Below are 25,247 nucleotides of genomic sequence, written 5' to 3' on the forward strand. Positions count from 1 at the left end.
CGCCGCGTCGTGCGGCCCGCCTAATTTCCTGTTGCGACCGTGGCGCGCTCGAAGGCGTCGAGGAACGGCTTGAGCGCCGCGCGCTTCAGCTTGAGCGCCGCCTGGTTCACGACGAGGCGCGATGAAATCTGCATGATCTCTTCGACCTCGACGAGATTGTTCGCCCGCAGCGTGCCGCCCGAACTGACCAGATCGACGATCGCATCCGCAAGCCCGACGAGCGGCGCGAGCTCCATCGAACCGTACAGCTTGATCAGATCGACGTGGACGCCCTTCGCCGCGAAATGCTGACGCGCGGTCTCGGTGTACTTCGTCGCGACGCGCAAACGCGCGCCCTGGCGCACCGCGCTCGCGTAATCGAAGCCCGCCTTCACGGCCACCGACATCCGGCAACGCGCGATGTCGAGATCGATCGGCTGATACAGACCGCTGCCGCCGTGCTCGATCAACACGTCCTTGCCCGCGACGCCGAAGTCCGCCGCGCCGTATTCGACGTAGGTCGGCACATCGGTCGCGCGCACTATGATCACGCGCAGGTTCGGGTTCGTGGTCGGCAGGATCAGCTTGCGCGAGCTCTCCGGATCTTCGGCCACCTGCACGCCGGCGGCGGCGAGCAGCGGCAGCGTTTCCTCGAAGATACGCCCTTTCGACAGCGCGAGCGTGAGGGGCGCGCTCGGCTCCACCGACGACGACGTCTGCGGCAACGAGCTCATTGCTCGCTCCCGCTGCCTTTGATGCGGCGCACGTTCGCGCCGACCGCCGTCAGTTTCGATTCCATGCGGTCGTAGCCGCGATCCAGATGGTAGATGCGGTCGATCAGCGTTTCGCCGTCGGCGCACAATGCCGCGATCACGAGACTCGCGGACGCGCGCAGATCGGTTGCCATGACCTTCGCGCCCGAGAGTTTCTCGACGCCGTTGACGAGCGCCGTATTGCCGTCGATCGTGATGCTCGCGCCGAGACGGTTCAGCTCCTGCACGTGCATGAAGCGGTTCTCGAAAATCGTCTCGACGACTTGCGACGTGCCGCTCGCGATCGTGTTGAGCGCCATGAACTGCGCCTGCATGTCCGTCGGGAACGCGGGATATTCCGACGTGCGGATATTCACCGCGCCGGCGCGCTTGTCCATGCGCACGCGCATCCAGTCGTCGCCTTCCTCGATGCTGACGCCCGCTTCGCGCAGCTTGGCCGTCACGGCGTCCAGCAGATGCGCGCTCACGCGACGCAGCGTGACATCGCCGCCCGCAGCCGCGACCGCGCACAGGAACGTGCCGGCCTCGATGCGATCCGGCACGACGTCATGCTTCGCGCCGTGCAGCTTGTCGACGCCCTGAATCACGAGCCGATCAGTGCCGATGCCGTCGATCTTCGCGCCCATCTTCACGAGCAGATGCGCAAGGTCGCTCACTTCCGGTTCGCGCGCCGCGTTCTCGATGACCGTCTCGCCTTCGGCCAGCACCGCCGCCATCAGCAGGTTTTCGGTGCCGGTGACGGTAATCATGTCGGTGATGATGCGCGCGCCCTTCAGACGCTTCGCGCGCGCTTCGATGAACCCGTGCTCGATGTTGATCTCGGCGCCCATCGCCTGCAGGCCCTTGATGTGCTGATCGACGGGACGCGCGCCGATCGCGCAGCCGCCGGGCAACGACACCTTCGCCTCGCCGAAGCGCGCGACGAGCGGCCCGAGCACGAGAATCGACGCGCGCATCGTCTTGACCATTTCGTACGGCGCGACCAGCTTGTCGACCTTCGATGCATTGAGGCTCACGCGACCGTCGCCCGATACTTCGGACTGCACGCCCATCTGCCGCAGCAGCTTGACCATCGTGCGCACGTCCTGAAGATTCGGCACGTTCGACAGATGGACGTCGTCGGCGGTGAGAAGGCTTGCGCAAAGAATGGGCAAAGCCGCGTTCTTCGCGCCCGATACGGTGATTTCGCCAGAGAGCTTCGCGCCCCCCGTGATGACCAATTTATCCATTGCTTGTCCTTCGACCGAGCTTCCTGCTGCGGAGCCGCTTTCGGCGCCGCGGTTGTCTTGAATGAATCGCACTCTTTACTGCCTTTGTCTTCCGGTGATGCCGGTGTTACGTAAGTTGAGTCGTGTTGACCTGATTGGCTTCGCCGGGTGGACTCAGGCCGATTTCCACTCGTCGGGTGTGAGGGTCTTCATGCTCAGCGCATGAATCTCCTCGCGCATGCGCTCGCCGAGCGCCGCATAAACCAGTTGATGACGCGCGATCAGCCGCTTGCCGACGAACGCATCGCTCACGATGGTCGCGAAAAAGTGCTGGCCGTCGCCTTCCACTTCGAGATGCTGGCAGGGCAAGCCGCCAGCGATGTAGTCCTTCACCTGCTCCGGAGTCGGCAACATGGAAGTCTCCTTGAATTAGTGACGCAGCTTGTAGCCGCTCGCGAGCAAACGCACGGCGACGAGCGCCAGCACGGCCAGAAATCCGCCGACGATGCCGAGACTCACCAGCGGATTCACGTCGGACAGGCCGAAGAAGCCGTAACGAAAGCCGTCGATCATGTAGAAGAACGGATTCAGATGCGACACCGCGCGCCACACGGGCGGCAGCGTATGTGTCGAGTAAAACACGCCGGAAAGAAACGTGAGCGGCATGATCAGGAAGTTCTGAAACGCTGCCAGTTGATCGAACTTGTCGGCCCAGATGCCCGCGATCAGACCCAGCGTGCCGAGAATGCCCGAACCGAGGATCGCGAACGCAATGATGTAGAACGGCGCGGAAAAAGACATCGGGATGAACCATATCGTCACGATGAACACGCCGAAGCCCACGCACAGCCCGCGCACGACCGATGCCAGCACATACGCGAAGAACATTTCCCAATGCGCGATGGGCGGCAGCAGCACGAACACGAGATTGCCGGTGATCTTCGACTGGATCAGCGACGACGAACTGTTCGCGAACGCGTTCTGCAGCACGCTCATCATCACGAGGCCGGGCACGAGAAAGCTCGTATAGCCGACGCCCGGATAAACCTGCACGTGCCCCGACAGCGCGTGACCGAAGATGGTCAGATAGAGCAGCGCCGTGACGACCGGCGCGAGCACGGTCTGAAACGAAACCTTCCAGAAGCGCAGCAGCTCCTTGTAGAACAACGTCTGGAAACCGCTCATGAAAGCCCCTCGACCACTTCCGGCTCGTTCATCACCTGCACGAACACGTCTTCCAGATCGGCCTTGCGCACTTCGATTTCATCGAACGTGCAGCCTGCCGCGCGGCATTTCGCGAGAATCGGCTCGACATCGTCGTAGCTCGCGAGGCGCAGCAAATGCTGCGTGCCCGACACCGCGTGCGGATCGACTTCGAGCGCGCGCAAGTCGGCGGGCAACGCCGCGTTCGACAGACGCAGATACAACTGCATGCCCGAGAAACGCTGCAGCAGCGTGCTCGTGCGCTCGAGCGCGACGACTTCACCGCGACGGAGCATCGCGAGCCGGTCGCATAGCGATTCGGCTTCTTCGAGATAGTGCGTCGTCAGAACGATGGTGTGACCTTCGCGATTCAGGCGCGAAATGAACTTCCAGAGCGTCTGACGCAGTTCGACATCGACGCCGGCGGTAGGCTCGTCGAGCACGATCACGGGCGGACGATGCACGAGCGCCTGCGCAACGAGCACACGGCGCTTCATCCCGCCCGACAGCGCGCGCGTGTTGACGTCGGCTTTCTCGGTGAGATCGAGATTGGCCATGACTTCGTCGATCCAGTCGTCGTTGTTGCGCAAACCGAAGTAGCCCGACTGAATGCGGAGCGACTCGCGCACGGTGAAGAACGGATCGAACACCAATTCTTGCGGCACAACGCCGAGCGCGCGCCGCGCCGCCCGGAAGTCGCTGACGACATCGTGGCCGCGCACGGAGATCGTGCCGCTATCGGCACGCGCGAGGCCGGCCAGAATGCTGATCAACGTGGTTTTGCCCGCGCCGTTGGGACCGAGCAAGCCGAAGAACTCGCCCTCTTCCACCGTGAGGCTCACGCCTTTGAGCGCCTGGAGATCCTTGTAGCGCTTCCTGACGTTTCGGATTTCTATGGCTGACATGTAGACAGTGCGCGCGCCGCGCACGGCCGCGCCTCAAATGTGCGGATTTTCGCTTGACGGACCCGGACTTGGACCAAAAGGGGCCGGGTTCGAGGCCGAAAAAAACGTTTGATTATAGGGCAAAGCGGCTGGGGCCGACTTCGGAGCGATCCTGTTTGCGGCAGCGAAACGTGCTGCCGCGTTCTGCACGAGAGTCAGAACAGGATCAATGTCGGAACGAGAGGAGCGTATCGACGCCGTAGGCTCGCGCAAGACTGACGAGCCCGGAAGGAAGATTGACGACGCCCAGAGCGGCGCCGCGAGCGGACGCGGCGCGCTGCCATGCGAGCAGCACGGCGAGCGCGGAGGAGTCGAACTGCGTGAGCGGCGCGCAGTCGACTTCGGTCGCGCCTGCTGCGATGCGCGACAGCCCCGATTCGAGCGCCGCCTTGGCGCTCTCGTGGGTCAGCGTTGCGGCCGTCTGAAACCGGCCGCTCGTGGCTACCGTGCTCACGATGCCTTGCCGCTCGCCAGCTGCTGGTTACGCTGCGTCAGGAACTGAAGCAGGCCGCCCACGCCGTTCTGCGAGATCTGTTCGTTGAACTGCTGTTGATATGCCTGGATCAACCAGGCGCCGAGCACGTTGATGTCGTACACGCGCCACCCTTGCGCCGTCTTGTACAGGCGATAGTCGAGCTCGACCGGCGAACCGTTGTTCATCACGACGGAGCGGACCACGACGTCGGTGTCGTCCGGATTCGCGCGGAACGGCTTGTACTGCACCGTTTGATTGCGCACTTGCGCGAGCGCGCCCGAGTAGGTGCGGATCAGGAGCATCTTGAATTGCTCGACGATCTGCTTTTGCTGTTCCGGCGTCGCCGAGTTCCAGTTGCGGCCCATCACGAGGCGCGTCGTGCGCGTGAAATCCGTGTACGGCAGGATCTTCTGGTTGACGAGTTCGGTGATCCTGTTGATATCGCCCGATTGAATCTTCGAATCCGACTTGATCTCGTCGAGGACCTGCTGCGTCACCGTCTTGATTAGCGTGTCGGGCGCGCTCGAATCGACGCTCTGCGCCGAGGCCACGCCGCACACCGCCATGAACATCGCGAAGAGGGGAAGAAGTAGAAGTTTTTTCATCACAGATCCTGCAAAAGTTGAGGCTTCGGTTTGAGCGCGCCGGCTGATCCGAGTTCAGGCGGCGCGGTATCGAAAGCGTAAGAAACGTCGTTAGATATGTTACCGCGCGTTAGCGACAACCCGCTCAACGCAAGCGGAATGAAGGGAAACCGGACGGCGGGACGTATTGGTTGCCCGGCACCGTATTGCTGGGTCCGCTGGCGGGCTTAGGCGCAGCGGCCGTGCCCGAAGCCGGAGCCGCTGTGGCCGATGCACCTGCCGCAGCAGCCGCGCCCTCATCGTCGTAATTCGGCAAGGGCGCTTCGCCGTAATCCGGCATGTTGCTTTCGCCGCCGGAGATCAGGTACTGACGGCGTTGCAAGTACGCGTTACGCACGAACGAGTACTTGTCGAGAGCAGCATCGGCGAGCACGTCGGTCGCGCCGAGCAAGTTCGCGCGCACATTGATGAGGTTCACGCCATAGAGCGCCCAGCTCACCGAATCGGGGCTCACATAGGTGAGCGGATTGCCGAAATAATCGACGACGAGACCAGCGGAATCCCGCACGGTGCTCGGCCCGAGCAGCGGCAGCACGACATACGGGCCGGCCGGTACGCCATAGTGCCCGAGCGTCAGACCGAAATCGCCGGAGTGCTTCGGCAGCTTCGCGATGGTCGCGACGTCGAACAGGCCGCCGACGCCGAACACCGTATTGATCGCGACGCGCATGATGTCCGACACGCCATCCGCGATCTTCAACTGCAGCAGATTGTTCGCGGCAATGTAGACGTCACCGATATTCGAGAAGAAGTTCGTCACGCTGTTGCGCACCGGCTCCGGCACGGCCCACACGTAACCCTTCGCGACCGGCTTCAACGCGTACTGATCGACGGTATCGTTGATCGTGAACATCGTACGGTTGTAGCTCTCGAGCGGGTCCCCTTTGGTCGGCGTCGTCACCGTCGCGCAACCGGCGAGCGCGATTGCGCCCGCCACGATGATTGCGCGCCGCATCCCCATCGCCTGCATGCTGTTCTCCTTATTGAGCCGGAGCGGCCGAGGCGGCGTTCGCCCCTGCCGCACCCGATGCGCCCATCGCGCTCGCCGCGCCCGGGAAAGCCGGTGCGGGCGCGGGCGCTGCCGGCGCCGCCGATGATTTCGACGCGCCCGAATCCGCCGCCTTGTTGTAGAGGAACTGGCCGATCAGGTTTTCGAGCACCACGGCCGATTGCGTCATCGTGATGGTGTCGCCGTTCTTGAGCATTTGATCGTCGCCGCCCGGCTCGAGGCCGATGTACTGCTCACCGAGCAGACCCGACGTCAGGATCTTCGCGGACGAATCCTTCGGAAACTGATACTGCTTGTCGATATCGATCGTGACGACGGCCTGATAGGTGTTCGAGTCGAAGCTGATGCCGCCGACGCGCCCGACCGTCACGCCCGCGCTTTTGACCGGTGCGCGCGCCTTGAGCCCGCCGATGTTGTCGAACTTCAGTTTCACCGCGTAGGTTTGCTGGAACGACAGGGAGCTCATGTTGCCCGCCTTCAGCGCAAGAAAGAGCAGCGCCACGAAACCAAGCACCACAAAGAGGCCGACCCAAAAGTCGAGAGCAGTCTTTTTCATCGTCTTCCCAAAGAGAATCTTTCCGCAGATGGCGTGTGACGGTCTGTGCCCTTCACAACGCCCGCGCCTTGCCCGGCGCCTGCGCTTGGTCCATTAGCTGAACATCAATGCGGTCAGCAGGAAATCGAGTCCGAGCACGGCGAGCGACGCGTACACGACGGTCTTCGTCGTCGCTCGCGACACGCCTTCTGGCGTCGCTTTCGCCTCGTAGCCCTGGAACAGCGCGATGAACGTCACCGCGAAGCCGAACACGATGCTCTTGATGACGCCATTGCCGACATCGCGCCACACGTCCACACCGCCTTGCATCTGCGACCAGAACGCGCCCGGATCGACGCCGATCAGCATCACGCCGACGACGTAGCCCCCGATGATGCCCACCGCGCTGAAAATGGCGGCCAGCACCGGCATGGCGATGATGCCCGCCCACATGCGCGGCGCGACGACGACCTTGAGCGGATCGACGGCCATCATTTCCATCGCGGTGAGCTGCTCGCCCGCCTTCATCAGCCCGATTTCGGCGGTGAGCGACGTGCCCGCGCGCCCCGCGAACAACAGCGCCGTGACGACCGGCCCGAGCTCGCGCACGAGCGACAGCGCAACCAGCAGGCCGAGCGCCTGCTCCGAGCCGTAGCGGCTCAGCGTGTAATAGCCCTGCAAGCCGAGCACGAAGCCGACGAACAACCCCGACACCGCGATGATGACGAGCGAATAATTGCCGACGAAGTGGATCTGTTTCGTGACGAGCCGCGGCCGCCGCAACAGCGAAAAGAATTCGAGCACGAGGCGCAGGAACATGCGCGTCGCATAGCCCGCGGTGCCGAAACCGTCCAGCACCCAGCGTCCGAGCGCGCTGATCATGCCTGCCCTCCGATGCCGAAATCCGCGGCGAGCGGCGTGCTCGCGTAGTGGAACTTGAACGGGCCGTCCGGCGTGCCGTCGATGAACTGGCGGACGGTCGGATCCTGCGATGCGCGCAGCTCCGCCGGCGTGCCTTCGGCGTGAATGCCGCCGTTCGCAATGAAATACACGTAGTCCGCGATGGCGAACGATTCCGGCACGTCGTGCGTGACGAGAATGGACGTTGCGCCGAGCGCGTCGTTGATCGTGCGGATGAGTTGCGCCGTGATGCCGAGCGAGATGGGATCGAGGCCGGCGAAGGGCTCGTCGTACATCATGAGCTGCGGATCGAGCGCAATCGCGCGGGCGAGCGCCACGCGGCGCGCCATGCCGCCCGAGATTTCCGACGGCGCCAGATCGCGCGCGCCGCGCAGACCGACGGCGTTCAGCTTCATCAGCACGAGATCGCGGATCAGCGCTTCGGGCAGATCCGTGTGTTCGCGCAGCGGAAACGCCACGTTCTCGAACACGGTCTGATCCGTAAACAGTGCGCCAAACTGGAACAGCATGCCCATCTTGCGGCGCAGCGCGTACAGCCCGTCGCGCGTCTGGGCACCGACGTTCTGCCCGTCGAATACGACCTGGCCACGGCTCGCTCTCACGAGGCCGCCGACCAGGCGCAAGGTCGTGGTTTTGCCGCAGCCTGAGCCGCCCATGACCGCGACCACCTGCCCACGCGTGAAACGCATGTTCAGATTCGACAGTACGAGCCGGTCGCCGTAGCCGAAATCGACGTCGCGCAGCTCTAGCAAAGTCTCGGAGGAAGCAGGCACTGGGTAGGAGAATTCCGTTGACGCAAGAGGCCGAATTATAGGGCCTGCGCGCAATCGGTGCTTTGCCTAGGTCTGCTCTCCTTCGTTTTTGGGATCTTTCACCATTGACCTGCAAACATTTGTTGCAATGACGAAACCGCCGCTGCCGTGTCCGGCGCTTCGGTGACCGCGCGCACGACCGCCGCGCTGCGGACGCCTGTTGCGAGGACATCCGGCATCACCCGGGCGTCGATTCCGCCGATCGCGACGAGCGGCACGCGTCCCGACAGAAGTTGCACGTAGCGCCTGAGCCGCGCGAGGCCTTGCGGTTTGGTCGGCATGACTTTCGTCGTGGTCGGGAAAACCGCGCCGAGCGCGAGATAGCTCGGTTTGAAATGCAGCGCGCGCAGCATCTCGTAATAGCCGTGCGTCGACAGTCCGAGTCGCACGCCGGCCTTCGCGATCGCGTTCAGATCGGCCGTCTGCACGTCTTCCTGGCCGAGATGCACGCCGTACGCGGCCGCGGCGATCGCCTCGCGCCAATGGTCGTTGATGAAAAGCTGCGCTTCATGCCGACGCCCCGCTTCGATCGAGCTGGCAATTTCGCACGTCAAGTCGGCAGCGTCGGTCGATTTGCGGCGCAACTGCGCGGTGCGCACGCCGAGATCCAGCACGCGTTCGACCCAGTCGGCGCTCGGCAGCACCGGATACAAGCCGAGGCGATCGGGACAAGCGGGGAAGCCGCCTTCGGGCGCCGACGGCAAATCGGCGACGCGCGGGAAGGTCGCGAAATCCACGGGCCATGCGTCGGCCTTGTTCTCGTCGCCCGCGCGCCAGGCGAGCGCGAGCGTGAGCGCGTCGTGCGGTTCGAAGTTGCAATCGAGGAAGGCGGCAAGCGCGGCCAGCCAATCATCGGACCATTCGCCTTCCAGTGCAAAGCGTTCGTCGCCGCGATGCAGCGTGACGCGGCCATCGCGCGCGTCGAGCAGCGCGGCGCCGCTGTTCGCGAGCAATTCAGAGTGCGCATCGTGCGATTCGGTCAGGACGATCAAATCGCCGGCCTTCGGCGATTCCGGTGCGGTCAGGCAGATGCGCCAGCGCGTTTCGGCTGCGGGCCATTCGCCCAGACGCGCGCGAATCCGCTCGGCGACTTCGATCAGCTCATCGGCCGGCGGCCAAAAAACTTCGCGATTCAGCAAGCTCATGCCACGCCTCCGTCCTGATGCCAGAACGGCATGCCGACGACCGGCGTGCTCGCCTGCGCGCTGTCGCGTTCGGCCATCGGCCCGGCTAGGAATGCCATGCGCCCCGCTTCGACGCCGAGCGCGAAGGCCCGCGCCATCTGCGGCGGGAAAGTCGCCTGCGATACCGCCGTATTGAGCAGCACGCCGTCGAAGCCCCATTCCATCACCTGGCACGCGTGCGACGGCACACCGAGACCGGCATCGACGATCAGCGGCACGTCCGGCAGCCGCTCGCGCAGCGTGCGCAGCCCGTACGGATTGGTCACACCTTTCCCGGTGCCGATCGGCGCGCCCCACGGCATCAGCGCCTCGCAGCCCGCATCGAGCAGGCGCCGGCCGATCACGAGATCCTCCGTGCAATACGGCAGCACCTTGAAGCCTTCGCGGATCAGCTTCGCCGCCGCTTCGACGAGGCCGATCGGATCGGGCTGCAGCGTGTAGTCGTCGCCGATCAGCTCCAGCTTGATCCAGGGCGTCTCGAACACTTCGCGCGCCATGCGGGCGGTCGTGAGCACCTCGTCGACGCTCTGGCATCCGGCCGTGTTGGGAAGCAGCGCGACGCCGTGGCGCTTCAGCACATCAAAAAAACCAGCTTCGCCCGTTTCCGACTGGCGGCGCAACGCGACCGTGACCATGCCCGGCCGCGCGGCGTCGATGGAGTCGGAAAGCGATTGCAGCGACGGATAACGCGACGTGCCGAGCAGCACGCGGCTCGGAAAGGTCTCGCCGTAGAGCGTGAGGACATCGGCGGTGGATATGGTCATGATTCGATCCTTCGGTTCGGAATTCAGCCGCCCGCGACGGGCGACACGACGTCGAGCTTGTCGCCCGCGGCAAGCAGTTTCGTCGCGTGCTCGCCGCGCGCGACGAACTGGCCGTTCAGCGCGACCGCGAACGGCGGCTTCGCGCCGAACGCGGCGAGCGCCTGGGTGACGGTGACGTCGTCGGGCAAATCGAAGACGCGCTGATTGATGTGGATGTTCATGGCTTTGTCTCTTGCTCAATGCGACAGCGCGGGCGCGACCGAGAACGCGCCGTGCAGCAGCTCGGGCCAGCGCGCGGCGCCGCGGAAATCGGAGAAGGTTTCGGCATCGGCGACGTCGCCGGAAACGAGCGCTTCGGCCAGACGGCTCGCGGCGTCCGCGACTTCGGGCGCGATCATGAAGCCGTGTCGATACAAACCGTTCACGCGCAAGGTCCGCGCCCCGTCCCAGACGATAGCCGGCCGATGATCCGGCAACGTCGGCCGGCAATGCGAATTCAGTTCGAGAATGCGCGCCTCGCCGAAGCCCGGATGCACGGCGAAAGCGGCGCTCAGCAGTTCGAGCGCCGAGCGCACGCTGACGGGCGACATGTCTTCGCCCTCCACTTCCGTCGCGCCGATCACGTACACATCGTTCTCCTTCGGCGCGATATAGAGCGGATAGCGCGGATGCAGCAAGCGCACGGGACGCGAAAGCCCGATGCCCGGCGCGTGCACGCGCGCGACTTCGCCGCGGATGCCGCGCAGCGCGGGCCACGCGGGCTTCGCGCCCAGACCGCGGCAATCGATGATCCAGCGGTCGTCGGGCATGGCGTCGACCGGCGTGTTCCAGTGCGTGCGCACGCCGCGCGCAGCGAGGCCGGCCGCGAGGGCGCTCAAGGCCTGACGGTTATCCAGTTGGCCCTCGTTCGGCAGCAGCCAGCCTTGCGCGAAGCGCGACCCGAGCGCGGGCTCGGCTTGCGCGACCTGCGCGCCCGTGAGCTTGACGAACCCGCCATCGAGCAGATCGGCGGGCGAATTGGCGCGCAGACGGCGCTCGAAGAGCGGCGCTTCCGCGCGATCCGCGCCGTGCCAGACGACGAGCGTGCCGTTGCGCTGAAAGAAGACCGGCTCGGGCAATTGCGCGATGAGATGCGGCCAGCGTTCGAGCGATGCCGCCCCGAGCCCCACGACGAGCGGCTCCGCGCTCGCCGCTTCCGCGAGCGGGGCGAGCATCGCTGCGGCGACCCACGCGGCCGATTGCGTGCCCGCTGCGTCGCCGCGTTCGTAGAGCGCGACGTCATGGCCCGCGCCCGCGAGCTGCCAGGCGACGAGCCGCCCGACGAGCCCGCCGCCGACGACGGCCACATCCTGCCGGCCCTGCGCGCCCTGTTCGATCCTGTTCAATTCGATGTCTCCAAAGTCCGTGGCGCTACACCGGAAACGAGGAGACGCGTACGCGATCTCGACCGTGCTGGCGCGGCGCCACATCACGAGGACGAAATCAGCGGAGAGACCGGCCCGGCATCGGACAAAACGTGCCGGGCGGATAGGAAATACTGGAAGAGACTGGAGGAACGGCGCGGGATTCGCGCGTTCTCCGGAAACTTCCCTCGCCGGTATTACCCGGATCGGGTGCAAAGGGTCTCTCTCAGCCTCGCCGCGCTGCCGACCGTTCCGGCCGCCGATGCGCGCGAAGCACCCCTGTTTCGTCAAGGATCATTAAAACATGAAAGGCGAAGCCGCTGCAAACCGGGATTGCCCGCCTTTTATCGCGCGTGCCGGCACTCTGGCACAATGCCGCGAACATGGTCCGCCGAACGATCGCGCGAATTAAGCGAGCGTTAAGAGAATCCCGGAACAATCTGCGGGGCCGGAAAAGGCGCGCGCGGCGTGGCCGCGGACGAAATAATCGGGCGCCTCGGGGCGCATCAGCAGGAAGCTCATGACCAACATTCGTACCGAAAGCACACAGCAGAAGGCCGACGAAGTCTCGGCCTGGAGCCTCATCAAGCCCTACTGGGTTTCGGAGGAGCGCGGTATCGCGTGGGGCCTGCTCGTCGCGATCATCGCGATCAACATGACGGTCGTGTGGATCAATGTCCGGCTCAACAGCTGGAACGCCGACTTCTACAACGCGCTGCAGAACAAGAACGTCAGGGACTTTCCGCATCTGCTGCTGATCTTCACGGGCCTCGCGTTCGCGTACATCCTGCTTGCGGTGTACGGGCGCTATCTGCGGCAGATGCTCGCGTTTCGCTGGCGGCAGTGGCTCACGAACCGGTTTCTGGAGCAATGGCTCGGCGATAAGGCGTTCTACCGAATCGAGCGCGATCGCCTCGCCGACAACCCCGACCAGCGGATCTCCGACGACCTCCAGTCCTTCGCCACCACCACGCTTTCGCTGTCGCTCGACCTGCTTTCTACGCTCGTCACGCTCGTCACCTTCATCACGATTCTTTGGACGCTCGCGGGCGCGCTCACCTTCTCGCTCGGCGCCACGCCGATCACGATTCCCGGCTACATGGTGTGGGCCGCCGCGCTCTACGCGATTCTCGGCTCGCTGATCATCCAGAAGGTCGGGCATCCGCTCGTGTCGATCAACTATCAGCAGCAGAAGGTGGAAGCGGATTTCCGCTTCGGGCTGATTCGCGTGCGCGAAAACGCCGAGCAGATAGCGTTCTACGACGGCATCTCCACCGAAACCGCCAACGCCAAGACCATCTTCCAGCGCATCCGCGACAACTGGTGGCTCATCATGAAGTACACGAAGCGCATGACCTTCGTGCTGAGCTTTTACGGGCAGATCGCGATCATCTTTCCGATCATGGTCGCCGCGCCGCGCTACTTCGCGGGCGCGTTTTCGTTTGGCGTGCTGATGCAGATTTCATCGGCGTTCGGCACCGTCAGCGATTCGTTTTCATGGTTCATCAACAGTTATTCGACGCTGGTCGAATGGCGCGCTACCGTCAACCGTCTGCGCGAATTCAAGCGCGTGATGCGCTCGACGCATATCCGCGAGGAAACGTCGCCGGCGACGGAGCACGGCGGCATCAACCTGCACTACACGAGCACGCCTTCGCTCACGACGAACGGCCTCATGCTCGCGCTTCCCAACGGCACGCCGCTCTCGCGCGTGGCGAACGTGTCGATCGAGCCCGGCTCGCGCTGGCTCGTCGTGGGGCCGTCGGGATCGGGCAAGAGCACGTTGATGCGCGCGCTCGCGGGCTTGTGGCCGTTCGGCGACGGCACCATCGACGCGCCGGTCGACGCGAAGATGATGTTCATCCCGCAGATGAGCTATCTGCCGATCGGCACGCTGCGTGCGGCGCTTGCGTATCCGTCGTCCGGCGGCACGTTCAGCGATGACGAATCGCGCGAAGTGCTGCGTCTGTGCAATCTCGAAGCGTATGCGGATCGGCTGGAAGAGAGCGCGCACTGGGCGCGAAGTTTGTCGCCTGGTGAACAGCAGCGTCTCGCCGCGGCACGCGTGCTGCTTCACAAGCCGGACTTCGTGTTCCTCGATGAAGCGACCAGCGCGCTCGACGCGGAGAACGAACTGCATATCTACAACACGCTGGTCGAGCGGCTGCCGAAGGCGGCGATTCTGAGCGTGGCGCATCGCGAATCGGTGGCGATGTTCCATGATTACAAGATCGAGATCGAGAGGGCGATGGCGGAGGTTTGAGGCCTCTTCTCTCTTTTGCGACTGAATCCGAAAACCGCACCGTGAGCAATCACCGGTGCGGTTTCTCCTATTTTTCGATGTAGTTGATTTGCTTGAAGAACTTCACGCTTCACGACGCTCGAGACCCCACTCAGGCGTATCGAATTTTCCTGCGCGTTTCGTCGACGATCAATACATCGAGCGCTTCGATTCGATCGTCGTATTCCAGGACGCGAGCGCGATTCCGAGCAGCGATCTGCGCCGTTTGATGAACGCCGCCAACGACATGGTCGATTCGATCGACGCAAAGGCAGCGCTCGCAAAAAAAATTCATCATCGGATGCGCGCCGCGTAGAAGCAAAAAGGCCACGCAGTCGCGTGGCCTTTTCATCAAGCATCGCCGAGACCTATCGCGGCAACTCGCTCGACCCCATCAGATACGCATCGACCGATCGCGCGCACTGACGTCCTTCACGGATCGCCCAGACGACCAGCGACTGACCACGGCGCATATCGCCCGCCGTGAACACCTTGTCCACCGACGTGTAATACGCCTTCTCGCCTTCAGTCGCGGCACGCACATTCCCGCGCGCATCCTTCTCGACGCCGAACGACTCCAACACCGGCGACACCGGCTGGGTGAAACCCATCGCCAGCAGCACGAGATCGGCCTTCAGTTCGAATTCGGAATTCGGCACTTCCTGCATCTTGCCGCCCTTCCACTCGACGCGCACCGCGATCAGCTTCTCGACCTTGCCGTTCTTGCCTTCGAAGCGCTTCGTCGCCACCGACCAGTCGCGCTCGCAACCTTCCTCATGCGACGACGACGTGCGCAGCTTGATCGGCCAATACGGCCACACGAGCGGCTTGTTTTCTTCCTCGGGCGGCTGCGCGAGCAGTTCGAACTGCGCCACGCTCTTCGCGCCATGACGATTCGACGTGCCCACACAGTCCGAACCCGTATCGCCGCCGCCGATCACGACGACATGCTTGCCCTTCGCGAGCAGTTGATCCGTCAGCTTGTCGCCGGCGTTGACCTTGTTCTGCTGCGGCAGGAATTCCATCGCGTAGTAGATGCCTTCCAGCTCGCGGCCCGGCACCGGCAAATCGCGCGGCGTTTCCGAGCCGCCCGCGATCACGACCGCGTCGAACTGTTCCTTCAGTTCGTCCGGCGTGATCGTTTCCTTCGCCGTGTTGCCGATGTATGCCGGCAGCGGATCACGACCGACGAACACGTTCGTGCGGAACGACACGCCTTCGGCTTCCATCTGACGCATGCGGCGGTCGATCAGCCATTTCTCCAGCTTGAAGTCGGGAATGCCGTAACGCAGCAGTCCGCCGATGCGATCGTTCTTCTCGAACACGACCACTTCGTGACCCGCGCGCCCGAGCTGTTGCGCGGCCGCGAGGCCCGCGGGGCCCGAACCGACGACCGCGACCTTCTTGCCCGTCTTGTGCTTCGGCGGCTGCGGCACGACCCAGCCTTCGGCGAATGCCTTGTCGATGATCGCGTGTTCGATCGACTTGATGCCCACCGGATCGTCGTTGATGCCGAGCGTGCACGCCGCTTCGCACGGAGCCGGACAGATGCGGCCCGTGAACTCCGGGAAATTGTTGGTCGAATGCAGCACGTTGATCGCGCTCTTCCAGTCCTGCTGGAACACGAGATCGTTGAAGTCCGGAATGATGTTGTTGACCGGGCAGCCGTTGTTGCAAAACGGGATGCCGCAATCCATGCAGCGCGCGCCTTGAATCTTGGCGTCTTCATCCGTCAGCGCGGCGACGAATTCCTTGTAGTGCTTGACGCGGGTCAGCGGTGCTTCGTATGCCTCGTGGCGGCGTTCGAATTCGAGAAAACCGGTTGCCTTGCCCATTTCTTTCTCTGTATTTGGTGAGGATCGCGCTCCCCGATGCACACGCACCGGAGAGCCTTTCTAAACATTGCGATTCGGGCCTTAAGCCGCGATGGCGTCCTTCGACTTCTTCGCGCCGAGCTCGGTGAGCGCGCGCTTGTATTCGGTCGGGAACACCTTGACGAACTGGCGGCGAGCCGCATCCCAGCTCTCGAGCAGCGACTTCGCACGCGGCGAACCGGTGAACTGGAAGTGACGCTCGATCAGTCCCTTGAGCAGCGCTTCGTCGGTCTTGCCGCCGTGCCACAGCGCGCGATCCACCGTGCGCTCCTGCTCGGCCTGCTGCAGCACCGGGTCGAGCGCGACCATCGACTTGTTGCACTTGCCGGCGAACGTGCCGTCCGGGTCGTACACGAACGCGATGCCGCCCGACATGCCCGCTGCGAAGTTGCGCCCCGTCTCGCCGAGCACGACGACCGTGCCGCCCGTCATGTATTCGCAGCCGTGATCGCCCGTGCCTTCGACGACCGCCGTCGCACCCGAGTTACGCACGCAGAAGCGCTCGCCCGCCACGCCGCGGAAATACGATTCGCCTTCGATCGCGCCGTACATCACCGTGTTGCCGCAGATGATGTTTTCCTCGGACTTGCCGCGGAAGTCGTTGGTCGGGCGGATGATGATGCGCCCGCCCGACAGGCCCTTGCCGACATAGTCGTTGCCGTCGCCGACGAGATCCAGCGTGACGCCCTTCGCGAGGAACGCGCCGAAGCTCTGGCCTGCCGTGCCCTTCAACTGGATATGGATCGAGTCGTCGGGCAGGCCGTCGTGACCGTGCTTCTTCGCGATCAGACCGGACAGCATCGCGCCGACCGTGCGGTTCACGTTGCGCACCGGCTGGATGAACGACACGTGCTCGCCCTTCTCGATCGCCGCCTTCGACTTCTCGATCAGCACGTGATCGAGCGCCTTGTCGAGACCGTGATCCTGCACGTCGACATGCTTGCGCGCGGCGTCTTCGCCCACCGGCACCTGATAGAAGATGCGCGAGAAGTCGAGACCCTTCGCCTTCCAGTGCTCGATGCCCTTCTTCATGTCGAGCAGATCGACGCGGCCGATCAGATCATCGAACTTGCGGATGCCGAACTGCGCCATGATTTCGCGCACTTCTTCCGCGACGAAGAAGAAGAAGTTGACCACATGTTCGGGCTGGCCCGAAAACTTCGCGCGCAGCACCGGATCCTGCGTCGCGACGCCGACCGGGCACGTGTTCAGATGGCACTTGCGCATCATGATGCAGCCTTCGACGACGAGCGGCGCCGTCGCGAAGCCGAACTCGTCCGCGCCGAGCAGCGCGCCGATCACGACGTCGCGGCCGGTCTTCATCTGGCCGTCGGCCTGCACGCGGATGCGGCCGCGCAGCCGGTTCAGCACCAGCGTCTGCTGCGTTTCGGCGAGGCCGAGTTCCCACGGCGTGCCCGCGTGCTTTAGCGACGACAGCGGCGATGCGCCCGTGCCGCCGTCATGACCCGCGATCACGACGTGATCCGCCTTCGCCTTCGCGACCCCGGCGGCAACCGTGCCGACACCGACTTCCGACACCAGCTTCACCGAAATGCTCGACGCCGAATTCACGTTCTTCAGATCGTGAATCAACTGTGCGAGGTCTTCGATCGAATAGATGTCGTGGTGCGGCGGCGGCGAGATCAGGCCGACGCCCGGCACCGAATAGCGCAGCTTGCCGATGTAATCGGACACCTTATGTCCCGGCAACTGACCGCCTTCGCCCGGCTTCGCGCCCTGCGCCATCTTGATCTGGATCTGATCTGCCGACGAAAGATATTCCGCCGTCACGCCGAAACGGCCGGACGCGACCTGCTTGATCTTCGAGCGCAGCGAATCGCCGTCCTTCAGCGGGATGTCGCTGATGACTTCCTTGCCGATGATCGATTGCAGCGTGTCGCCGTTCTTGATCGGAATGCCGCGCAGCTCGTTGCGATAGCGCGTTTCGTCCTCGCCGCCTTCGCCGGTATTCGACTTGCCGCCGATGCGGTTCATCGCGACAGCCAACGTGGCGTGCGCTTCCGTGCTGATCGAGCCGAGCGACATCGCGCCCGTCGCGAAGCGCTTCACGATGTCCTTCGCCGACTCGACTTCGTCGAGCGGAATCGCCTTCGACGGCTCGACCTTGAACTCGAACAGGCCACGGAACGTCATGTGACGCTTCGTCTGGTCGTTGATGATGTGCGCGTATTCCTTGTACGTCTGATACGAGTTGCTGCGTGCCGAGTGCTGCAGCTTGGCGATCGCGTCCGGCGTCCACATGTGTTCTTCGCCGCGCACGCGGTACGCATACTCGCCGCCCGCGTCGAGCATGGTCGCGAGGACAGGGTTATCGCCGAATGCGTCGCGATGCAGGTGGATCGCCTCTTCCGCCACTTCGAACAGGCCGATGCCGCCGACCTTGCTCGCCGTGCCTTTGAAATACTTCTCGACCAGCTCCGTCGACAGACCGACGCCTTCGAAAATCTGCGCGCCGGTGTAGGACATGTACGTCGAAATGCCCATCTTCGACATGACCTTCAGCAAGCCCTTGCCGACCGCCTTCGTGAAGTTGTAGATGACCTTGTCGGCGGAAAGATCGCCCTTCAGGCCGTCGGCCATGTTGGCGAGCGTTTCCAGCGCGAGGTACGGGTGAACGGCTTCCGCGCCGTAGCCCGCGAGCAGCGCGAAGTGATGCGTCTCACGCGCCGAGCCCGTTTCCACGACGAGACCCGTGCTCGTGCGCAGACCGTGCGCGACGAGATGCGAGTGAATCGCCGACGTGGCGAGCAGCGCCGGGATCGCGACGTTGTCGCGGTCCATCTTGCGATCGGACACGATCAGGATGTTGTAGCCGGACCTCACGGCGTCGACCGCTTCCGCGCACAGCGACGCGATGCGCGCCTCGATACCTTCCTTGCCCCACGCCACCGGATAGCAAATGTTCAGTTCGTACGAGCTGAACTTGCCGCCGGTGTACTTGTCGATCGCGCGGATTTTCGCGATGTCCTTGAAGTCGAGCACCGGCTGCGACACTTCGAGGCGCATCGTCGGGTTGATGTTGGTCGTGTCGAGCAGGTTCGGCTTCGGACCGATGAACGAGTTGAGCGACATCACCATGTTCTCGCGGATCGGATCGATCGGCGGGTTCGTCACTTGCGCGAACAACTGCTTGAAGTAGTTGTAGAGCGTCTTGCTCTTGTTCGACATGACCGCGAGCGGCGAGTCGTTGCCCATCGAGCCGACAGCCTCTTCGCCCGACTGCGCCATCGGCGCCATCAGAAACTTGAGGTCCTCCTGCGTGTAGCCGAACGCCTGCTGGCGATCGAGCAGCGCGGCGGCCTCGCGACGCTGCGTTTCGACGTCTTCGGCCTTCGGCTCGATTTCGTCGAGCTTGATGCGCACGGCGTCGATCCAGCTCTTGTACGGCTTCGCGTTGGACAGATTGTCCTTGAGCTCCTTGTCCTCGATGATGCGGCCCTGCTCCATGTCGATCAGGAACATCTTGCCCGGCTGCAAACGCCACTTCTTGACGATCTTCGATTCCGGAATGGGCAGCACGCCGGATTCCGACGCGAGGATCACGAGGTCGTCGTCCGTGACGAGATAGCGCGCCGGACGCAGGCCGTTACGGTCCAACGTGGCGCCAATCTGGCGGCCGTCCGTGAACGCGATCGCGGCGGGGCCGTCCCACGGCTCCATCATCGCGGCGTGGTATTCGTAGAACGCGCGACGGTTGTCGTCCATCAGCGTGTGTTGTTCCCACGCTTCCGGGATCATCATCATCATTGCGTGGACGAGCGGGTAGCCGGCCATCACGAGCAGTTCGAGACAGTTGTCGAACGACGCCGTGTCCGACTGGCCCGGATAGATCAGCGGCCAGAGCTTCGGCAGATCGTCGCCGAGCACGTAGGACGCGATCGCGCCGGTGCGCGCGTTCAGCCAGTTGACGTTGCCCTTCACGGTGTTGATTTCACCGTTGTGCGCGATCATTCGATACGGGTGCGCGAGTTCCCACGCCGGGAACGTGTTGGTCGAGAAGCGCTGGTGCACGAGCGCGAGCGCCGACACGACGCGCTCGTCCTGTAAGTCGCGGTAGTACACGCCGACCTGACCGGCCAGCAGCAAGCCCTTGTAGACGACGGTGCGCGACGACATCGACGGCACGAAGTATTCCTTGCCGTGCTTGAGCTTCAGCGCCTGGATGCGATGGCTCGCCGTCTTGCGGATGATGTACAGCTTGCGCTCGAGCGCGTCCGTCACGACGATGTCCTTGCCGCGGCCGATGAAGATCTGGCGGATCAGCGGCTCGCTCGCCTTCACGGTCGGCGAAATCGGCATGTTGGAATCGACGGGCACGTCGCGCCAGCCCAGCACCACTTGGCCTTCGGCCTTCACCGTGCGTTCGAGTTCCTGCTCGCACGCTAGACGCGACGCATGTTCCTTCGGCAGAAAGATCATGCCGACGCCGTATTCGCCAGCCGGCGGCAACGTCACGCCCTGCTTGGCCATTTCCTCGCGATAGAAGCCGTCCGGCACCTGGATCAGGATGCCGGCGCCATCGCCCATCAGCGGATCGGCGCCGACCGCGCCGCGGTGATCGAGATTTTCGAGAATCTTGAGACCCTGCAGAATGATCTCGTGGCTCTTTTTCCCCTTGATATGGGCGACGAAGCCGACGCCACAGGCGTCATGCTCGTTCGCAGGGTCGTACATGCCCTGCGCGGCGGGAAGCGAACCGGCTGCCGGTTGCTGATGATCGTTCATGGGGACACCGTCTCTACTGTGAGGGGCCGACTCGGCCGTTGAACCAATTTCTTCTCGCTCGCGTCCGTTTTTTTCAGCGTGGATGCGTCACGAAGCACGGTCGTGCGCGGCTCGCTGCACCGCGGCAATCGCCGGAAATCGAAATATACGCGACGAATCAAAAAGATGGCAAATAAAACTTGATGATGCGGCACCAATTATCGATATGGTGCAAACCTGCCCCATTAAATTGGGGACGCATCGTAGACAAGAAAAAAGAAACGGCGCACTTCGAAAATTCGAGACGCCGTTTCATTTTCGGCTTCAGGTTCGCCACCGAAGGCCGTTATTGAGGCTGTGGGGTTTCGCGGATCTTGCGTGGACGTCCGCGCGGCAGCGGCGACACCCGGCGGTTGGCGGCATGCGAGGCCCACTCGCGATAGGCATCGCTGCCCAATACCCAGCCTTTGAGCGTCGCTTGCAAGAGACGATTGGCCTCGCGCTCGTCGAGCGGTTGTTCGCACAGTTCCTTGTAGGCGTGCTGACGCTCGAACGGCGTGTTGCCGAGCGACCAGAAAAGCGGATGATCGGTAATAAGTCCATCCAGCGTGAGCCCGACATGATGACGGAAGCTGGACCACTTGTAGTCCTGCGGCGCGGCGACGAGTTGCGCACGAACGGGCGCCATTTCGACGACGCGCGTGGCGAGCAAAAAGTAACGTTCGCCCTCGATGACCGTGGCACGATAGCGGCCTTCCCATAGCGTGCCGCGCCGTGTGTAACGGCGATTGAAGTGCGCTACGTAACGACGTCCCACGGCTTGCATCGCTTTGGGCAAGCTGGACTCGTCGCGGGGCGTGACGAGCAGATGCACCGCTTGCGGCATCAGCGCGTAGGCGTGGATGGAGAGGTGATGATCACGTGAAGCAGTCCTCAAGCAGTCGATGAAGAGCTCGTAGTCCTGGTCGTCGACGAAGGCAGGTTGCTGGTCGAGACCACGCAGGATGACATGCTGCGGCTGTTCGGGAACGTAGAGTCGTGCAAGCCGTGCCATTCTGGATATTCCGTTGGTCGCATTTGTGTTACCCCGATAGGGGGCCTTTCGGAGCCGTTACGGTAGCGCGGACAACCCATGCAAGTGCCGTGCTACGAGGCCCCAAAGCCGCTCTTTGCCCTAGGGAAAATGCTCTACGGCATCGCTATGGTTAATGTGAAATGTTGTGTTCATAATGAGCGTGCTTTTTTGGAGGAGCACAAATTGAAAATAAAACAAGTCATCACGGGGATCGCGGCATTAGCATGTGTGTCCACCGCGGCACATGCGCAATCTGCTGGGTCCTTCTATGCAACAGCAGGCTGGTTTCACTTTGCCCCGCAAGACAGCAGTGGTCCGCTCAAAGAAACAAGTGTAGGCGGATCTCCACTCAATATCGACGTTCCCGGCACCGGCGCCGGCATCTCGAGCGCTGACACGGCCGGCTTCACATTGGGGTACTTCGCCACCGACCACATCGCGGCAGAACTCGAAATGGGCGTGCCGCCAACCTTCGATCTCGAAGGCAAAGGCACCTTGTCGCAGTACGGAAAGCTCGGTAGCGCGAAGCAGTGGAGCCCGACGCTGCTGTTCAAATACTTCTTCAATGCTCCTACGGCGAAGTTCCGTCCGTTCGTTGGCCTTGGTGTGACGCGCACCTGGTTCACCGACGCCCAGATCACGAACCAGCAATTCGAAGGCTCGGTCCTGCATGGTCCGACCACGGTCGACACGGATAGTTCGTGGGCGCCCGTGTTTAACGTCGGCGCGACTTACAATTTCACAGAACATTGGTTCGCCGGATTTTCCGTGTCGTTCATTCCTTTGAAGGCCACGGCGAAGCTGAACACGCAGGCTCAAACGCCTGTCGGCACGCTCAATGTCCAGTCGCAGGCAAAAATCACGCTCAACCCGATCGTCACATATTTGCGCGTCGGCTATCGTTTCTAAAGTCAAACTGCGCATAAGCATGTAACGACGATAAAAGCGTCTTGCAGAAAGAAAGAGAATGCCGGCATCTTTAACCCATGCCGGCATTCTCTTTTTTGCACGCGCTTGTAAATGTGACCTTCGTCGAAGAATCGCCCGCAGTTCTTACGCGTCGATGCGAACGCAAGGCATTGCGCGGTCGCCCTTACCGAAGCATTGCGCAACGTCGAAGCATCGGCATTGAATTTGCTGCATGATGGGTTTTCCCCGCCATTATGCGGGCCATCCACGACTCATCCATCGGAGCGATCTATGAACGCACTGCCTAACACGCGAGACGCCATCGGAGATTCATGGAGCACAACGAGCCGCCGCGCACGCCGCATGGCGCGGCATGGCCGTGAAGCGGCCGAGGACATCGGCTCCGAGCTCCGCACGCTGCTCAACGAACTCGAAAGCACGCTAGCCGAAGGCACGTCGGCCGATGCGGCAGCGCTGCGCGCGCAGATTAGCGACCGCCTCGACAGCGCCCGCGCCCGTCTGAACGACACTCACGCAGTCCTGCGCGAGCGCGCCGGCGCAGCCATCCAAGACGCGGACGCCTACCTCCACGAAAAGCCCTGGCAAACGATCGCGCTCGTCGGCGGTCTGGCGCTGGTCGCGGGCGTGTTGCTCGCACGCGCGCGCTGACGTTTCAATCGGACGACGCGGTCAGAAAATCCGCGCCAATAATGTCGATGCGGTCCGTGCAGATCGCATCGACGCCCCACTGCGCGAGCTGCCGCGCGCGCGCCGGATCGTTCACCGTGTAGGCGAGTATGCGCAAACCCGCGTCTTTGATCTGCGCAACGAGCGTTTCGTCGAGTGAGCGATGGTTCGCGTGCAACGACACGCACGATAGCGACGCGGTCTGCGCGCGCCAATTCTCCGTAACACGTTCGTACAACATGCCGCGCGGAAGATTCGGCGCGGCATCGCGTGCGGCTTCGAGCGCCGCATATGAAAACGATGACAACAGCGGTGCCGGTTCCGCATCCGCCCACAACCGCGCCGCCTCGCGCGCGACCAGCACGCCGGTTTCCACGTCGCGCCCCTGACTCGGCTTGATCTCGATGTTCGCTGCGAGCCCGTGTTTCGCGCATCGTTCGCGCACTTGCGCGAGCGTCGGCATGCGCGCGCCGGCGAATTCCACGCCGAACCACGTGCCCGCATCGAGCGCGCGCAGTTGCGCGTAAGTCATCGCCTTCGCCGCGCCGCGCCCGTTCGACGTGCGGTCGACCGCGTCGTCGTGCAGCAGGAAGACGATGTCGTCGGCGGAGAGTTTCGCGTCGAACTCAATCATCCTGTGGCCGAAGCGCGCGCCCACGTCGATCGCTTCGAGCGTGTTCTCCGGCGCGAGCTTGCCGCCGCCGCGATGCGCGACGATCGCGGGATAGGGCCAGGTTCTCATCGCGTGTGCTCCATTCAATTGGCGCGCCGTCCCGTCGCCGGATCGAAGAAATGCAGATGCCGCGCGGGCAACGACACCCGGAGCCGCTCGCCACGCTGCGGACGATGTTCATGCGGCAAGCGCGCCGCCACGTCTTGCTTGCCCCACTTGCCGTGCGCAAGATTGTCCGCGCCGAGCAGTTCGGCCGAATCGACTTCGAGCGTCGCGCCCGGCGAGTCGTGGCTGCCCGGCGTCATGTGCTCCGGACGAATGCCGACGATCCACTCGCGCCCATGCATTGCGCTATTCACGTTGGATACAGGCAATGCAGGTCCGTCGCCTGCGACGATAAAAGTCGCGCCATCTTCCGACAACCGGCCTTCGAGCAGATTCATGGCCGGCGAGCCGATGAAACTCGCGACGAATACCGTTGCCGGGCGCTCGTACACCTCGGTCGGCGCGCCGATCTGTTCGGCATGCCCCTTGTTCATCACGATGACGCGCTGCGCGAGCGTCATGGCTTCGATCTGATCGTGCGTGACGTACAGGCTCGTGGTCGCGAGACGCGCGTGCAGCCGCTGAATTTCGAGGCGCATCTGCACACGCAGTTTGGCGTCGAGATTCGAAAGCGGTTCGTCGAACAGAAACACCGCCGGTTCGCGCACGATCGCGCGGCCCATTGCGACGCGCTGCCGCTGCCCGCCCGACAGTTCGCGCGGCTTGCGCGCGAGCAGATGTTCGAGCTCGAGTATGCGTGCCGCATTGGCCACGCGCGCCTCGATGGTCTTCCTGTCCGCGCCGCCGATCTTCAGCGCATACGCCATATTCTGCGCGACGCTCATGTGCGGATAAAGTGCGTAGTTCTGAAAGACCATCGCAATATCGCGATCTTTCGGCTCCAGCCTGTTCACGACTTTTCCGCCGATCTCGATCGCGCCTTCCGATACGCTTTCGAGTCCCGCGACCATGCGCAGCAGCGTCGATTTTCCGCAGCCCGACGGGCCGACCATCACGACGAACTCGCCATCGTCGATCGCCACGTCGATGCCGTGGAGCACATAGTTCGAGCCGTCGTACGTTTTCTTTACGCCTTTGAGATTCAATGCGGCCATCGATCAGCC

24 protein-coding genes and 1 riboswitch are annotated in these 25,247 nt (G+C 63.2%); of the genes, 4 read left to right on the forward strand and 20 right to left on the reverse strand.

Annotation, left to right across the window (positions count from 1 at the left end; all coding sequences use genetic code 11):
• Positions 1–20: 20 nt before the first annotated feature.
• The 15 genes from hisG to NCS28_RS12295 all read right to left on the reverse strand — a co-directional run bounded on the left by hisG (position 21) and on the right by NCS28_RS12295 (position 11,836).
• A complete protein-coding gene (gene hisG, locus NCS28_RS12225; RefSeq protein ID WP_061120179.1) occupies positions 21–713 on the reverse strand; it encodes an ATP phosphoribosyltransferase in 693 nt (230 codons plus the stop codon).
• Entirely contained in the window at positions 710–1,981 is a 1,272-nt protein-coding gene (murA, locus tag NCS28_RS12230; protein WP_250514080.1) for a UDP-N-acetylglucosamine 1-carboxyvinyltransferase, read from the reverse strand. Before murA ends, hisG begins: the two co-directional genes overlap by 4 nt.
• Positions 1,982–2,134: 153 nt before the next feature.
• Complete coding sequence (locus NCS28_RS12235) at positions 2,135–2,374, reverse strand: BolA family protein (protein WP_016346412.1); 240 nt, start codon at positions 2,372–2,374, stop codon at positions 2,135–2,137.
• A gap of 15 nt (positions 2,375–2,389) precedes the next feature.
• A complete protein-coding gene (locus NCS28_RS12240; protein ID WP_250514081.1) occupies positions 2,390–3,145 on the reverse strand; it encodes an ABC transporter permease in 756 nt (251 codons plus the stop codon).
• On the reverse strand, positions 3,142–4,068 hold the full coding sequence (locus tag NCS28_RS12245) for an ABC transporter ATP-binding protein (protein WP_250514082.1): 927 nt from the start codon (positions 4,066–4,068) through the stop codon (positions 3,142–3,144). The genes NCS28_RS12240 and NCS28_RS12245 overlap by 4 nt, the downstream gene beginning before the upstream one ends.
• Before the next feature lie 205 nt (positions 4,069–4,273).
• Positions 4,274–4,561 carry an STAS domain-containing protein gene (locus NCS28_RS12250; protein WP_250514083.1) on the reverse strand — a complete coding sequence of 96 codons (288 nt, stop codon included), beginning with the start codon at positions 4,559–4,561 and terminating at the stop codon, positions 4,274–4,276.
• Complete coding sequence (locus NCS28_RS12255) at positions 4,558–5,187, reverse strand: MlaC/ttg2D family ABC transporter substrate-binding protein (protein ID WP_250514084.1); 630 nt, start codon at positions 5,185–5,187, stop codon at positions 4,558–4,560. The genes NCS28_RS12250 and NCS28_RS12255 overlap by 4 nt, the downstream gene beginning before the upstream one ends.
• 124 nt (positions 5,188–5,311) lie before the next feature.
• Entirely contained in the window at positions 5,312–6,196 is an 885-nt protein-coding gene (locus NCS28_RS12260; protein ID WP_250514085.1) for an MlaA family lipoprotein, read from the reverse strand.
• A gap of 10 nt (positions 6,197–6,206) precedes the next feature.
• Positions 6,207–6,791, reverse strand: a complete 585-nt coding sequence (mlaD, locus tag NCS28_RS12265) for an outer membrane lipid asymmetry maintenance protein MlaD (protein ID WP_250514086.1) — start codon at positions 6,789–6,791, stop codon at positions 6,207–6,209.
• Positions 6,792–6,884: 93 nt separating this feature from the next.
• Positions 6,885–7,652: a lipid asymmetry maintenance ABC transporter permease subunit MlaE gene (mlaE, locus tag NCS28_RS12270; RefSeq protein WP_250514087.1), complete on the reverse strand. Its 768-nt coding sequence runs from the start codon at positions 7,650–7,652 to the stop codon at positions 6,885–6,887.
• Complete coding sequence (locus NCS28_RS12275; protein WP_250514088.1) at positions 7,649–8,464, reverse strand: ABC transporter ATP-binding protein; 816 nt, start codon at positions 8,462–8,464, stop codon at positions 7,649–7,651. Before NCS28_RS12275 ends, mlaE begins: the two co-directional genes overlap by 4 nt.
• A gap of 98 nt (positions 8,465–8,562) precedes the next feature.
• A complete protein-coding gene (gene thiE / locus NCS28_RS12280) occupies positions 8,563–9,648 on the reverse strand; it encodes a thiamine phosphate synthase (RefSeq protein ID WP_250514089.1) in 1,086 nt (361 codons plus the stop codon).
• A complete protein-coding gene (locus tag NCS28_RS12285; protein ID WP_250514090.1) occupies positions 9,645–10,451 on the reverse strand; it encodes a thiazole synthase in 807 nt (268 codons plus the stop codon). The genes thiE and NCS28_RS12285 overlap by 4 nt, the downstream gene beginning before the upstream one ends.
• Before the next feature lie 23 nt (positions 10,452–10,474).
• Positions 10,475–10,672: a sulfur carrier protein ThiS gene (thiS, locus tag NCS28_RS12290; protein WP_250514091.1), complete on the reverse strand. Its 198-nt coding sequence runs from the start codon at positions 10,670–10,672 to the stop codon at positions 10,475–10,477.
• A gap of 15 nt (positions 10,673–10,687) precedes the next feature.
• The gene (locus tag NCS28_RS12295; protein WP_250514092.1) at positions 10,688–11,836 is read right to left on the reverse strand and encodes an FAD-dependent oxidoreductase; all 1,149 of its coding nucleotides are present in this window, start codon (positions 11,834–11,836) and stop codon (positions 10,688–10,690) included.
• 184 nt (positions 11,837–12,020) lie between these two features.
• Positions 12,021–12,145: riboswitch (TPP riboswitch) on the reverse strand.
• 229 nt (positions 12,146–12,374) lie between these two features.
• On the opposite strand from NCS28_RS12295, the gene NCS28_RS12300 reads away from it, so the two are divergent.
• Complete coding sequence (locus NCS28_RS12300) at positions 12,375–14,117, forward strand: ABC transporter ATP-binding protein/permease (protein WP_250514093.1); 1,743 nt, start codon at positions 12,375–12,377, stop codon at positions 14,115–14,117.
• 88 nt (positions 14,118–14,205) lie between these two features.
• Positions 14,206–14,451, forward strand: a complete 246-nt coding sequence (locus NCS28_RS12305; RefSeq protein ID WP_250514094.1) for a hypothetical protein — start codon at positions 14,206–14,208, stop codon at positions 14,449–14,451.
• Positions 14,452–14,503: 52 nt separating this feature from the next.
• On the opposite strand, the gene NCS28_RS12310 is transcribed toward NCS28_RS12305, so the two are convergent.
• The 3 genes from NCS28_RS12310 to NCS28_RS12320 all read right to left on the reverse strand — a co-directional run bounded on the left by NCS28_RS12310 (position 14,504) and on the right by NCS28_RS12320 (position 21,788).
• Positions 14,504–15,970: a glutamate synthase subunit beta gene (locus NCS28_RS12310; protein WP_250514095.1), complete on the reverse strand. Its 1,467-nt coding sequence runs from the start codon at positions 15,968–15,970 to the stop codon at positions 14,504–14,506.
• 81 nt (positions 15,971–16,051) lie between these two features.
• Entirely contained in the window at positions 16,052–20,755 is a 4,704-nt protein-coding gene (locus NCS28_RS12315; RefSeq protein WP_250514096.1) for a glutamate synthase-related protein, read from the reverse strand.
• Positions 20,756–21,080: 325 nt separating this feature from the next.
• A complete protein-coding gene (locus NCS28_RS12320; RefSeq protein ID WP_250514097.1) occupies positions 21,081–21,788 on the reverse strand; it encodes a transposase in 708 nt (235 codons plus the stop codon).
• Positions 21,789–21,992: 204 nt separating this feature from the next.
• Here NCS28_RS12320 and NCS28_RS12325 point away from each other — a divergent pair, with 204 nt between their 5' ends.
• Together NCS28_RS12325 and NCS28_RS12330 are read left to right on the forward strand one after the other, a co-directional pair.
• On the forward strand, positions 21,993–22,718 hold the full coding sequence (locus tag NCS28_RS12325; protein WP_250514132.1) for an OmpW/AlkL family protein: 726 nt from the start codon (positions 21,993–21,995) through the stop codon (positions 22,716–22,718).
• Between the two features lie 291 nt (positions 22,719–23,009).
• Positions 23,010–23,387, forward strand: a complete 378-nt coding sequence (locus NCS28_RS12330) for an ElaB/YgaM/YqjD family protein (RefSeq protein ID WP_250514098.1) — start codon at positions 23,010–23,012, stop codon at positions 23,385–23,387.
• 4 nt (positions 23,388–23,391) lie between these two features.
• Here NCS28_RS12330 and ugpQ read toward each other — a convergent pair whose 3' ends face one another.
• Together ugpQ and NCS28_RS12340 are read right to left on the reverse strand one after the other, a co-directional pair.
• Complete coding sequence (gene ugpQ / locus NCS28_RS12335) at positions 23,392–24,147, reverse strand: glycerophosphodiester phosphodiesterase (protein ID WP_250514099.1); 756 nt, start codon at positions 24,145–24,147, stop codon at positions 23,392–23,394.
• A 14-nt stretch (positions 24,148–24,161) separates the two neighbouring features.
• On the reverse strand, positions 24,162–25,238 hold the full coding sequence (locus tag NCS28_RS12340; protein ID WP_250514100.1) for a sn-glycerol-3-phosphate import ATP-binding protein UgpC: 1,077 nt from the start codon (positions 25,236–25,238) through the stop codon (positions 24,162–24,164).
• Positions 25,239–25,247: the final 9 nt, after the last annotated feature.

The organism is Caballeronia sp. INDeC2 (assembly GCF_023631325.1).
GTDB lineage: Bacteria > Pseudomonadota > Gammaproteobacteria > Burkholderiales > Burkholderiaceae > Caballeronia.

Coding starts and splice junctions, on each gene's coding strand:
- hisG (WP_061120179.1), bottom strand. CDS start 713: ATGAGCTCGTTGCCGCAGACGTCGTCGTCGGTGGAGCCGAGCGCGCCC.
- murA (WP_250514080.1), bottom strand. CDS start 1,981: ATGGATAAATTGGTCATCACGGGGGGCGCGAAGCTCTCTGGCGAAATC.
- NCS28_RS12235 (WP_016346412.1), bottom strand. CDS start 2,374: ATGTTGCCGACTCCGGAGCAGGTGAAGGACTACATCGCTGGCGGCTTG.
- NCS28_RS12240 (WP_250514081.1), bottom strand. CDS start 3,145: ATGAGCGGTTTCCAGACGTTGTTCTACAAGGAGCTGCTGCGCTTCTGG.
- NCS28_RS12245 (WP_250514082.1), bottom strand. CDS start 4,068: ATGTCAGCCATAGAAATCCGAAACGTCAGGAAGCGCTACAAGGATCTC.
- NCS28_RS12255 (WP_250514084.1), bottom strand. CDS start 5,187: ATGAAAAAACTTCTACTTCTTCCCCTCTTCGCGATGTTCATGGCGGTG.
- NCS28_RS12260 (WP_250514085.1), bottom strand. CDS start 6,196: ATGCAGGCGATGGGGATGCGGCGCGCAATCATCGTGGCGGGCGCAATC.
- mlaD (WP_250514086.1), bottom strand. CDS start 6,791: ATGAAAAAGACTGCTCTCGACTTTTGGGTCGGCCTCTTTGTGGTGCTT.
- mlaE (WP_250514087.1), bottom strand. CDS start 7,652: ATGATCAGCGCGCTCGGACGCTGGGTGCTGGACGGTTTCGGCACCGCG.
- thiE (WP_250514089.1), bottom strand. CDS start 9,648: ATGAGCTTGCTGAATCGCGAAGTTTTTTGGCCGCCGGCCGATGAGCTG.
- NCS28_RS12285 (WP_250514090.1), bottom strand. CDS start 10,451: ATGACCATATCCACCGCCGATGTCCTCACGCTCTACGGCGAGACCTTT.
- thiS (WP_250514091.1), bottom strand. CDS start 10,672: ATGAACATCCACATCAATCAGCGCGTCTTCGATTTGCCCGACGACGTC.
- NCS28_RS12300 (WP_250514093.1), top strand. CDS start 12,375: ATGACCAACATTCGTACCGAAAGCACACAGCAGAAGGCCGACGAAGTC.
- NCS28_RS12310 (WP_250514095.1), bottom strand. CDS start 15,970: ATGGGCAAGGCAACCGGTTTTCTCGAATTCGAACGCCGCCACGAGGCA.
- NCS28_RS12315 (WP_250514096.1), bottom strand. CDS start 20,755: ATGAACGATCATCAGCAACCGGCAGCCGGTTCGCTTCCCGCCGCGCAG.
- NCS28_RS12320 (WP_250514097.1), bottom strand. CDS start 21,788: ATGGCACGGCTTGCACGACTCTACGTTCCCGAACAGCCGCAGCATGTC.
- NCS28_RS12330 (WP_250514098.1), top strand. CDS start 23,010: ATGAACGCACTGCCTAACACGCGAGACGCCATCGGAGATTCATGGAGC.
- ugpQ (WP_250514099.1), bottom strand. CDS start 24,147: ATGAGAACCTGGCCCTATCCCGCGATCGTCGCGCATCGCGGCGGCGGC.
- NCS28_RS12340 (WP_250514100.1), bottom strand. CDS start 25,238: ATGGCCGCATTGAATCTCAAAGGCGTAAAGAAAACGTACGACGGCTCG.